The 10799-nt window shown below is 68.0% G+C and carries 9 protein-coding genes; 1 reads left to right on the top strand and 8 read right to left on the bottom strand.

Features of this window, described 5'->3' with window-relative positions:
- The first annotated feature begins 745 nt into the window (after nt 1-745).
- On the top strand, nt 746-1444 hold the full coding sequence (locus DRB06_RS05270) for a sugar O-acetyltransferase (RefSeq protein WP_111819307.1): 699 nt from the start codon (nt 746-748) through the stop codon (nt 1442-1444).
- Between the two features lie 93 nt (nt 1445-1537).
- Here DRB06_RS05270 and DRB06_RS05260 read toward each other — a convergent pair whose 3' ends face one another.
- From DRB06_RS05260 to DRB06_RS05225, 8 genes are all read right to left on the bottom strand, one after another.
- Nucleotides 1538-2335 carry a Fic family protein gene (locus tag DRB06_RS05260; RefSeq protein ID WP_108969361.1) on the bottom strand — a complete coding sequence of 266 codons (798 nt, stop codon included), beginning with the start codon at nt 2333-2335 and terminating at the stop codon, nt 1538-1540.
- Between the two features lie 11 nt (nt 2336-2346).
- The gene (locus DRB06_RS05255; RefSeq protein ID WP_073333605.1) at nt 2347-2580 is read right to left on the bottom strand and encodes an antitoxin VbhA family protein; all 234 of its coding nucleotides are present in this window, start codon (nt 2578-2580) and stop codon (nt 2347-2349) included.
- A 1134-nt stretch (nt 2581-3714) separates the two neighbouring features.
- Nucleotides 3715-4659: an ROK family glucokinase gene (locus DRB06_RS05250; protein ID WP_111819306.1), complete on the bottom strand. Its 945-nt coding sequence runs from the start codon at nt 4657-4659 to the stop codon at nt 3715-3717.
- Between the two features lie 220 nt (nt 4660-4879).
- Nucleotides 4880-5701 carry a thioredoxin domain-containing protein gene (locus tag DRB06_RS05245; protein ID WP_108965329.1) on the bottom strand — a complete coding sequence of 274 codons (822 nt, stop codon included), beginning with the start codon at nt 5699-5701 and terminating at the stop codon, nt 4880-4882.
- Nucleotides 5702-5937: 236 nt separating this feature from the next.
- Nucleotides 5938-7323, bottom strand: a complete 1386-nt coding sequence (locus tag DRB06_RS05240; protein ID WP_073333610.1) for a flotillin family protein — start codon at nt 7321-7323, stop codon at nt 5938-5940.
- Nucleotides 7324-7389: 66 nt separating this feature from the next.
- The gene (locus DRB06_RS05235; RefSeq protein ID WP_073333613.1) at nt 7390-7926 is read right to left on the bottom strand and encodes a nodulation protein NfeD; all 537 of its coding nucleotides are present in this window, start codon (nt 7924-7926) and stop codon (nt 7390-7392) included.
- A gap of 150 nt (nt 7927-8076) precedes the next feature.
- Nucleotides 8077-9618, bottom strand: a complete 1542-nt coding sequence (locus tag DRB06_RS05230; protein ID WP_181575193.1) for a DUF2079 domain-containing protein — start codon at nt 9616-9618, stop codon at nt 8077-8079.
- 61 nt (nt 9619-9679) lie between these two features.
- On the bottom strand, nt 9680-10420 hold the full coding sequence (locus tag DRB06_RS05225; RefSeq protein ID WP_139241015.1) for a bifunctional 2-polyprenyl-6-hydroxyphenol methylase/3-demethylubiquinol 3-O-methyltransferase UbiG: 741 nt from the start codon (nt 10418-10420) through the stop codon (nt 9680-9682).
- Nucleotides 10421-10799 lie beyond the last annotated feature (379 nt).

Below are 10799 nucleotides of genomic sequence, written 5' to 3'. Positions count from 1 at the left end.
CTGTTCCCCCGTTGGACCCCTGTTCCCCCGTTGGACCGCCGTAGCCGCCGGTTACAGCGGTCCAACGGGGCGTGAGCGGTCCAAGTACGACATGGCAGTCAGCCGCCGTCGCGAGAATTCGCGAACGGGCAATCCCCAGCACCAAACCAATATTCAGGCTTGTCCGGAGGACGGGCCACGGGCAACGGGCTGTTGCGGTGGGGTGGGCTGGGTACCGCAGTGCCAGAGCGCCGCCCGCGGCCAAGCCGCCCAGGAGTCGCTTGACCACCGGCGCACGGCCGAAGACGCCCCAGCGGCGCCCGCGGCCCGGCCGCCCGCGGGCGGCGCACGCTCATTGTCGATGCCCTAGCAGCGATTCCGCTTAATCACGCGGAAAACAACTCACGGCACGGTTGGTGAAATCGCTCTAGCGTGCGCCGGAGCCCACGACGCACACAGGAGCCGACCACCGTCATTCATGCCGAAACAAAAAATGTTGAAATACCGGGCAAAACCCACCCACCTGCAAAACTGTCGGGACGCGTAAGCGTGCGCCGGCATCTGCAAATGGCACGGCACCGCCCACCGACCGGCCCCGCACCGCCCACAGCCGCACCGCCTCCCCGCACGAACGGAGCCGCAGAACCACCAACACCCCGCCGCCACGCGTCCCCGATCCTCTGCTCGCCGGGGACGAATCGCTTAGGTTTGTTAAGGGGAGGCTCCTCGACCGCCAACACCCCACCCGAGACGCGAAGGAGCGCATATGAGCGAGCAAGACCGAAACGGCCTCGGCGCGGAGGCCGAGATCGACCCCCGCGAGGCGGAGGTGCGTCGCCGCATGGACGCCCAAGAGCTGTACCTGGACGAGGGGCCCGGCCTGGAGGTGCTGACCGAGCAACGCATCCACGGCAAGGAGCTCGCCGCCGAGTACAACGCCACCTCCCCGCGTGACGCCGCCGGGCGTCGGCGCCTGCTGGAGGAGATCTTCGGCGAGGTCGGTGAGCACGTGTGGGTGGAGCCGCCGCTGCACGTCGCCTACGGCATCCACACCCGCGTGGGCTCACCCGTATACGCCAATGCCGGACTGCAGCTCATCGACGACTCCCCGGTGATCATCGGCAACCGGGTCATGTTCGGACCGCGCGTCATGATCACTACCGCCGGGCACCCCGTCCACCCGGAGATGCGCGACCGCGGTCAGCAGTTCTCCGCTCCGGTGGTGATCGAGGATGACGTGTGGATCGGCGGGAACGTGACGATCCTGCCGGGCGTGACCATCGGTCGCGGCTCGGTGATCGCCGCCGGCGCCGTTGTGAACGCCAATGTGCCGCCCATGGTGGTGGCGGGCGGTGTGCCGGTACGGGTGCTGCGCGAAATCACCGACGCCGACCGCGACTGGTCCTACCGGGCTCCGCGCACGCTGCCCGTGCCCGGCAGGCGGGCGGGGGATGACGGCGCCTGAGTGCTCGCGTCGCTCCGGCGGCGCGCACCTCGGCCTCCTGGGCCTCGGGGTTCCGCTCGCGCGTGCTCACGCGCGCGTAACCGATGCTGCTGCTCACCGCTCCACTCCCCGGGATCCTTGGCCACGGCCAGGCCGGCGACTAAGCCGCTGCTGGGTAGCACCGGAAGACCGCCTCGTCACTTCAGTCGTCACCTGTGGGTAGGACGCTCGGACCGCTGATCTTCCCATGTCCGCTGACGGATTTGACGGGCCAGTGGCGCGTGGCTGAGCGATAACACGGAAAACCGGCACAAGCGAGTCGGGCACGGGCTCGTAGCGTCCCAGGTCAGGCCCGGACAACATGCTGGCTTGGTTCCACACCTCGGGATTCACCCGACTGAAGTCAAGAGTAAAGCGCGACAGCTCAGCCACGTGCTCCATGAAGACCTTGGAGGTGCGACCGTTACCCTCTCGAAAGGGGTGCGCCTGGTTCAAGTAGGCGAAGACCTCAGCGCTGGCTCGCGAGAATTCCTCGTGGTCAAGACTCGCCCATTCGGTACCGGTGACCAGCCGGTGCACGTCATTCAGGTAGCGGTCCACTTGGCCGGCGTGGACATCGGCGAAGGTGGAGACGTTCTTGGAGATGTTCACACCACGGTACTGGCCGGCCCACTCGTAGACGTCCTGGAACAGGTAGCCATGGATTGCGCGAATGTGCGCCGCGTCGTAGGTGCGAGGAAGGCGAACTTGTCCATGAACAAGGTCGTAGGCGCGAGCGCTGGTGTCCCCGTACTCCATCCGAGCCAATGCCTTTGCATCGCGTTCGCCATAGAGGTTGCGCAGTGTGCCCTGCCCCGTGGCGGGGTTGTAGGTCTCTGGGTAGAAGTAGGACTCCCACGTCTTGTAGCGCAAGGGCGTCACACTCAGGCAGGCGTGACCTGGGCGATCCGCCGTGCCGCGGCGTGAGCGCGGCGGCGGTATTCGATGATGTCGATCGCACCTCGCGCATAGTCGGTCAGGTTCTCCACGTCCTCACGGGTCGGTTCGAATCCCTCGTGCCAGCCTGCAGCGAGAGACTGCCGCACTGCGTGACGCTGGGCCTCGTCGAGCTGGGTGAACAGCTCGGGCCAACGTTCCTCGATGTCGAACTTCTCCATAGGGCTCTCCTCTCCAGTGGGTCAACTATTCTATCGGCGTCCCGAAAACTGTCTACGGGTTGCTTCGGTCCAAATAACTTACAGGTCATAGTTTCGGACCGCTTGTGCACAGGGAAACAGCCTCGCTGACCAAGCTCTACGGAGCTACTCCGGAAACGATCGTTTACGGGCTCTTCCGGTTTGAGGGCGTGGTGGCTTCAGGCCGGGGCTGCGGTGCGGGGGTCGTTCTCGGGGCGGATGAGGTCGATGTCGGGCGTACAAGGACGTTCTCAGGTTGACAAGGACGTTTTCGGGCTGGCGGGGTCGTGTTCGGTAGGTGTTGGTTTGCCGAGAACGTCCTCTTCGGCCCCAAACCCTCCACGTTCGGTAGGGTTTCGGGCTCACGAGGACGCCCTCCCGAGCGGCGTCCTCAAGGGCAAACCCACGTCGTCGACGGCTAACCCACGTCCTCGAACAACCCCCACCAACCCACCCAAACCAGCTCCTCGTACTGGCGGCTGTGGTGGCCGGCGTGCTGCGAGGCGAGGGACGCGATGAGCCTGCCGTGGTGAGCCGCGCCGGCTCACCACGCCGGACCCCGACTGCACCTGGCTGCCGACAGCCCCGGCACCCGGAAGCGGGACCGTCTACAACGCCGCTTCCCGGTCTGCAACGCCACTTCGGGGTTAACAACGCCAGTTAACCGTCTGCTGAAGGCCCCCGACGTATACAGCAGAACGTTAAGTAGCGTTGTTAACGCCCAACCGGCGCACCAGACACCCCACCCCGTGTTAGGTCTCAGGACATCGGCAACAGTTCTACCTCAGCCCCGACACAACCACCACACCCCCAAACCGGAAGAGCCCGTTTACGACACCCTAGGCACCTACACCAACCGAACCGGCCCACAATCTTCCACCAGCGCCAGGGAGCCAACGGGCTCACTGAAATCAGGCGCATGCCATGAGCGCTGCGGGCCGACCCGCCAGGCAACACCCGCGACGTCGACGACGACCGACCCAGCAGGTAACGCGACGAGTTGCCACGGCATCCACAACACCGCATAGTCGGCATCACCGCCATCGTTGGCCGGTGCTCGGCGTACGAATTCCCGTCTGACGTTCTGCTCTCACGTACGCATACGTGAGAGGGGGATCAGTCCTGGCGGGCGAGATCGGCGGCGCCGATGAGCCCGGCCTCCTGGCCCGAGGAGGAGATGACGACCGGGATCTCGGGGCGGTGGGCGTGCGCCGTCAGGTGCTCGTTGAAGCTCTTGCGCACCGGATCCAGCAGGATGTCGCCGGCCTCGGTAAGACCGCCGGTCAGCACGATGACCTCAGGGTCTAGCACGGCGCACAGGTCGGCCAGCCCCAATCCGAGGGCGCTGCCCAGGCGGGCGTAGCACTCGAGCGCCGCCGGATCCCCCTCGCGGGCGGCGGCGGTGACGGCCTTGCCGGAGATCTTGTTCTGGTCCCCGCCGGAGAGCTCAATGATGCGGGCGGCGTAGTCGGGACGGAACTTGGCCAGCTCCCACCCGTTGACGCCCAGCGCCGTGCCGGAGCCGTAGCGCTCCAGGCAGCCGCGCTGGCCACAGCCGCAGGGGCGCCCGTCCGGGACCACGTTGATGTGGCCGATTTCGGCGGCGAAACCGGCGGCGCCGCGCACCAGGCGGCCGTCGATGATCACTGCTCCTCCGACTCCGGTTCCGAGAGTCACGACGAGGACGTTCTGTGCGCCCTTACCGCCACCGAAGCGGGCCTCGGCCCAACCGGCCGCATTGGCGTCGTTCTCCACCACGACCTTCTTGCCGGTGCGGGAGGCGATCTCGTCGGCGATGCGGGCGCCGGTCCAGTCCAGGTTGGTGCCGTAAACCATGGTGTTGCGGTCCGAGGAGGTGAAGCCCGCCGCACCCACACCGATGGTTTCGACGTCGTACTGCCCGGCGAGCTCATTGGCGACGTCCGCAATGGTGGTGAAGATGGCTTCACGGCTGGTGGCGGGGGAGTCGCGGCGGGCGGTGGCCAGAACGGTGCCGTCCTCGTCGACGACGCCCGCGGCGATCTTGGTGCCGCCCACATCGACGCCGATGCTCAGTGCCATAGTTGTTCTCCTGATTGATTCAAGTTGCCGTATGTCTTGTCATTACACCTGCCGCACGGGGCGTCGGTGCCCCTGGTCGGCCGGCTCGCGTCGGTCGCGCGGGGATATGAACCTATTGTGACAGCCACCATGAGCCAGGCCAACCGCGGTCCGCGCGCAGATCGGTACATCCCGGGCGCAAGCCCCTCACCGAGGTCGGTTGAACTGACGGGGCGCCCGGCTACGGGGCGGGAGTGGCGCCTCCTCCCGCTGCCACGGCCTGCTCGAGGATGGTGGCCCGCATGTAGTCCTCGGGTGCGTAGCCGGAGACATAGGCGTCGTTGACGATGAAGAAGGGCGTGCCTTTGATGCCGAGGTCATAGGCGTGCTGCTTGGCGTCCGCAACCGCCTGCACGGTTTCGGCAGCGTTCATGTCGGTACGGAACTGATCCAGGTCGGGCACGCCCGCCTGCTCGGCGAGCGCCACCAGGGAGTCCTCGGTGTACTCGGGGTGCTCGCTCGGATCGGTGGCGGCGTAGACGGCGTCGTGGAACTCCCAGAACTTGCCCTGATTCCCAGCGGCGATGCCGGCCTGCGCCGCCAGTGGGGAGGTCTCGGTGATCTGGGCGAGGTCGCGCCACTCCACGCGCAGGGTGCCGTCCTCAACCAGGTCCTCCAGTGCCGGATCGACCTCCTGGGCGAACAGGGTGCAGTAGGGGCAGGCGAAGTCGGAGTAAATGACCATGACCACCGGGGCGTCGACGTCGCCCTTGGCCTGGGCATCGGCGGGGTCACGCTTGACTTCCCCGTGCAAGATCGCCAGCAGGTCGGGGTCGGTCTGTGAGGGTGCAGCCGTCTGCACTCCACTTGCCTGCGCCGAAGCGGTCGCCGGAGCCTCGGCGGTGGCGGGAACCTCGGCGCTGGACCGGTCGGGGCGGATCGCCAGGATGATCGCAATTACCGCGAGCAGGATCGCAATCACGATGAGCAGGGTGACGACGATCGGATTGCTGCGGGATGCTGGACGCGGCCCGGTCGCGGTGTCGTGGTTCGGTGACGTCATGGCGGCAGTCTTTCAGAGTCGCCGTCGACGCTCGCCCGCGACATGGCCCGCAGATCGGCAACGTTAAGTGGCATCTCGATAAAGAGCGATCACCTCTGGTACGAGCTTTTGCACCCTGGTGTACGGCAAATTCCCGCACACCAGGGTGCAAAAGCTCGTGGCAGGGCGCAAAGGCTCGTAGTAGGACGCAGCGCACCGGAAGAGCCCAAGCACCGATGCCCAAGTGATGGCAGAGACTAGGCGTTATCGGAGTCGTCGCCGCCGAAGCGCCGCATCATGTCCGTCAGGCTGGTGCCGGTCAGCGAGCGCATGACGGCGTCGAGCTGCTCGACGTTGCCGGCCACGGCCTTGGGCAGCGCGGAGGCGCCCTCGGTGGAGATGATCGACATGTCCTTGACGCTGCCCAGCGGCTCGGCCAGAGCGCGGGCGATCTCCGGCGCCTTGTCCAGGATCATCTGCTGGGTCGCGGCCCGCCCGTACTTTGCCAGGGCGTCGGCCTTGTCGCTCATGGCCTTCGCCTCGGCCTCACCGGCGGCGCGCACGGCCTCGGCCTCGGCGCGGCCGCGGGCGGCGATCGCCTCCGCCTCGGCCTGGGCCTGCGCGGCGGTGGCGCGGGCCTGGGCCTCGGCGCGGGCGACGGTGGCCTGCGCCTGCGCCTCGGCGTCCAGGCGGGTGCGCTCGGCCTCGGCCTCGGCCTTGCGGATCGACTCGGCCTTGGCGGCCTCGGCCTCCTGCTCGCGCTGGTAGCGGGCGGCGTCGGCGGGCTTGCGGACGGTGGAGTCCAGTTCGCGCTCGGTCAGGGCGGCCTGCGCCTCGGCGGCCTCCTGCTCGATGACGGCGATCTCGCGCTTCTTGGCGGCGCGCGCCAGGGGCCCGGCGGAGTCTGCCTCCGCCTGGGCCTTATCGGTCTCGGCCTTGAGCTCGGCCTGCCGCAGGGACAGGTCGCGCTCGCGCTCCGCGATCTGCTGGCGCGAGGACACCTCGGCGTCCTTGGCCTCCCGCTCGGCATTGGCACGGGCCACGCGGGCGTCCTTGGCGACGCGCTGCTGCTCGGGCACGCCCAGGGAGTCGATGTAGCCGGAGGCGTCGGTGATCTCGGAGATCTGCAGTACGTCGATCTCCAGCCCCATGTTGGCCATGACCGACTTGGCGTCGTCGAACACGTTCTGCTGGAGGGCGTCGCGGTCGGAGATCAGGTCGGTGACGGTCATGTGGCCGATGATGGAGCGCAGCGAGCCGATCAGGGCGTCGCGGGAGGAGTCGGCGATCGCCTGGTCCGTGTTCGGCTTGCCCAGGAAGCGCTTGGCGGCGGCCCGCACCTGCTGGTCGGAGTCACCGACCTTCACGGCGGCGACGGCGGAGACGGAGACGTTGATCTTGTTCTCGTCCTCGGCGGTCACCTGGAAGCCGATGGTGTTCTGGGTGAAGGGCAGGTACTGGATCGACTGGATGATCGGCAGCACGAAGTCACGCCCGCCGGGTCGGATGATCTTGACCTCCCCGTTGCGGGTGGAGCCGGATACCAGGCCGGTCAGGTTGGAGGGCACGACGACGACCCGAGACAACATGTAGGCGCCCAGCAGGAGCACCAGGACGACGACGGCGATGATGGCGTAAAACATTCGCTTTCCTTGGGTTTGCGGGGTTAAGGGGGACTGTTGGAGCGGCCGGCGGAGACGCCCACCCGGCTACTCGGTGGGTGCCGAATGTCGATCGGCCGCCCGGTCGGGCGGATCGACGCGGCCGACGACGAGCGTGTCGTCTGCGGTTGCGTCCACCACCCAGGCGATGGCGCCGGCGCGCAGGGCGTCGTCGGAGCGGGCCGGCAGGGTGGCCTGGTGGCCGCGGGAGGTGGCGATGACCTCGCCGCGGCCGTCCTTCCACCACAGCACCCGCACCTCGCTGCCGACCAACTCGCCGACCGTGAGGGGGATGGCGTTGCGGGGCATGGAGCGGCGCAGCCGCACCCACACGGCGCGCGTGCCCGCTCCGGCGGCGACGGCGAAGCCCAGCGGCACCCCGATCAGCACCTGCGTGGACAGCCGTTCGCCGGCCAGCGCCTGCACCCCCATGCCGACGGCACCGAACACGCCCAGGGCGCAGGCCAGCACTGGTAGGGATCCGTCGAACAACAGATCGTCCAGGCCATCGAACAGACCGTCGAGCAGGAGGGAGAGTGCCAGGGCGCCGCAGCCGATGAGGGCGCACCACATGAACGGGGACATGTACGCCTTTCTGTGCCGCTGCGAGCCATCGGGCTCAGGTTGTTTACACCCGGATTGTTACATGTCCGGCGGACTGACGGTATGCCCGTCCCACGAGCCGGGCACTCCGGTGATGGGGACATGTGCCCATCGCGTCGTCGGCCACGGCGGTCAACTCGCGCGTCGCGCCACCTGATAGCCGCCGGTGTCCAGCACCAGCTCATAGGTGGCGCCCGTGGCGGACCGTTCGCTTGCCCAGGCGGCGGCGTCCGCCGGTGGGTTGCCGCCCCAGGCGGAGGAGGAAGAGTCGACCACCACGTAGTCGGTGTCCACGGTGGAGGTACCCACCCAGTAGACCGTGTGGTCCGGGACCAGGTAGGCCAGCAGCCCCAGGTCGGTTTCGACGCTGGCCCCGTCTGGGATCACGTCGCTGACTTCGGCGGCGGCCTGCGCGCGCCACGAGGCGGCGCCGAAGCCGGGTTGGGTCAGGCTCCACAGCGGCAGGTCGCGGGCCGTGCCCACTCCGGCGGCCAGGGGCACGACGACGCCGAGCGCCACCGTCAGGCGTGCCCACACCGGCGCCGCCCGTCGGCCCGACGCCGAGGTCTGGGGAGCCGTGGCCGGGTTCGCCTCGGTGCCGCGCGCCTTGAGCCGGGCGACGACGTCGAGCAGCGCCCCCAGCGCAATCGGCATCAAAATCGCGTTGTAGTGCCAGTTCTGCCAACCCCAGTAGAACTCGTTGCCGGACAGGAAACGCCAGGCGAGTGTGGGCAGCACCAGGGCCATCCAGGGGGAGGCCAGGCCGATTCCCCCGGCGGTGTACATCAGCATGCCCAGGGTGGCGAGCTTGACCTCGGGTGAGAACAGGCGGCTCAGCAGGCCTGCGGAGGCGCCGTCGTCGGACAGGCCGTACTCCCAGGTGTTCGAGGGGCTCAGCAGCGGCAGGAACACCAGGACGGTGAGTAGGAACGCAAGCAGGCCGAACAGGGCGACGGCGAAACCCAGGCGAGTGGTGCCCAGGCGGCGCCACCAGTTCGGGCCGCGCGGGGTTGGCTGCTGCGGTGCGCCCTGCAGACCTCGCAGCGCGATGGCCAAGCCCGCCATGAACACGGTCAGGCCCAGGTCCTCCTTGACCAGCACGAGCGGCGCCAGCCACCACGCGCAGCTGCGCCAGCGTCGCTCGACGAAGGCCACCGACGCCCACGCCAGCAGCGGCACCGCAAAGGCGATCTCGTGGAACTGGGCGGCCACCGCTCCCTGAAAACCCCAGGAGAGCACATAGAACAGTCCGAGCAGGGCGGCCACCGGACGGTTCAGCAGGCGGGTGGCCAGCCGGGTCAGCGGCCAGGCGGAGACGGCGAGTAGCAGATCCTGCACCACCAGCAGGGCCAGCGGGGTGGGGAACAGTCGCCACACTGGGCCCAGCAGCACTAGGAGCGGATGAAAGTGGTCCCCCAGCAGGTTGTAGCCCTCGCCCTTGATGGGGACGATCGGTGCCTGCAGATGCGAGTACGCCTTGGCCAGCTCGGAGAAGATCGCCAGGTCCCAGCTGGGTACCTGCATGGAGCGCCACTGGCCCACCGAGTAGATGATCATGGCGGCGGCCCCGACGATCACGGCCAGCGCCGCCGGCAGCCGGTCGAATAGCCACCGGGAGGAACGGGGGGACCTTTGTGCCAAGGTGCGGTCAGGGCGGGAGTCGGCGGAGGTCATCGACGTGAGCCTACCGAGGCGCCCGCCCGTCATGTGCGGCCGACGCCGGGCCCCTGCAGGTTCAGTGCAATTTGACGGTGCCGAAGACGATGTTGGTGTGGTGCGGGCGGCGCGTGTCCGGAATGAAGTGGCGATAGTCGAGCGTGACGCCGGCGTCTTCGAAGTCGCGCATCAGGTCGTGCGGCGCCACCAGGAAGCGTTCGGAGATGCGGGTCTGATCGCCCTGCGCAAGCGTGATCCGACGCCGATGCCGGGCATGGTCTATCCGCTCGGTCAGGGTGATGCCGGGGCGCGTGGTGAAGGTGGTGCTGGCCGGCGCCTCCGGGCGGACATGCTCGGCCGACAGGATCAGTCGGCCGCCGAGGGCAAGATGTGCGGTGGCCAGGCGAATGGTGTTGCGACGTTGCTCGGGGTCGAGAGCGGTGATCGCACCCGCCGGGATACATACGGCCTTGAAATGCTCATGGAAGAGGAAGTCGGTCATGTCGGCCCGGCACACTTCAATACGGGCCGCCACGTCTGGCTGTGTGTGGCGCAGCCCGTCCATGCGGCCGCTGAACAGGCCTAGGACGTCTTCCCTGTTGTCGGTGGCCAGGACGCGGTGACCGGCGGCGGCCATGGGCAGGGTGACTGGGCCGACGCCGCAGGCCAGCTCCAGCACGCGCATGTCGGCCAGCCGCGGGTTCTGAATGAAGGAGAGCAGATCGAGTACGGACTGGATCTCCGACTCATCGCACAGGGATAGCAACCGGGCTCGGGTCTCGGCGGGGTTGCGGTGGGCAGAGATTAGGGAACGAGGCACGTTGGTCACCGCGTTTTGCCGGATCGATTGCGGAGGATGCCGACGCGGGTCCCGGAGGGGGAGTCACCTACGACCCGCGATGCCTGCCGGGGTCGCGGTGGCCGCGAAATGGGGTCAGTCATGTGTTAGCTCCTGTTTGCTCCCAAGGGGTCGGTGCGGTGCCGGTGCGTGTTGCGCCGGGTATTGCGTCCGTGCGCTACAGCTTCCGGTGCTCGCAACTGCATTGCGCATTCCACTCTCGTTGCAGGTATGAACAATCGGCCGAGTGGGGAGCCGATTGGGCGATTGGGGGCGGGGCCGGCCGACCGGCGTCGACTCGCCCTGGCGAGAAACCACGACGGCGCGGCGCCGGATCAGATTCCGGGCCGCGCCGCCGCCG

Source organism: Actinomyces sp. Z5, from assembly GCF_003287795.1.
Lineage (GTDB): Bacteria > Actinomycetota > Actinomycetes > Actinomycetales > Actinomycetaceae > Actinomyces > Actinomyces glycerinitolerans.
Note: the sequence above shows the minus strand (reverse complement) of the source record. Positions and strands in the feature narration are given on the sequence as shown.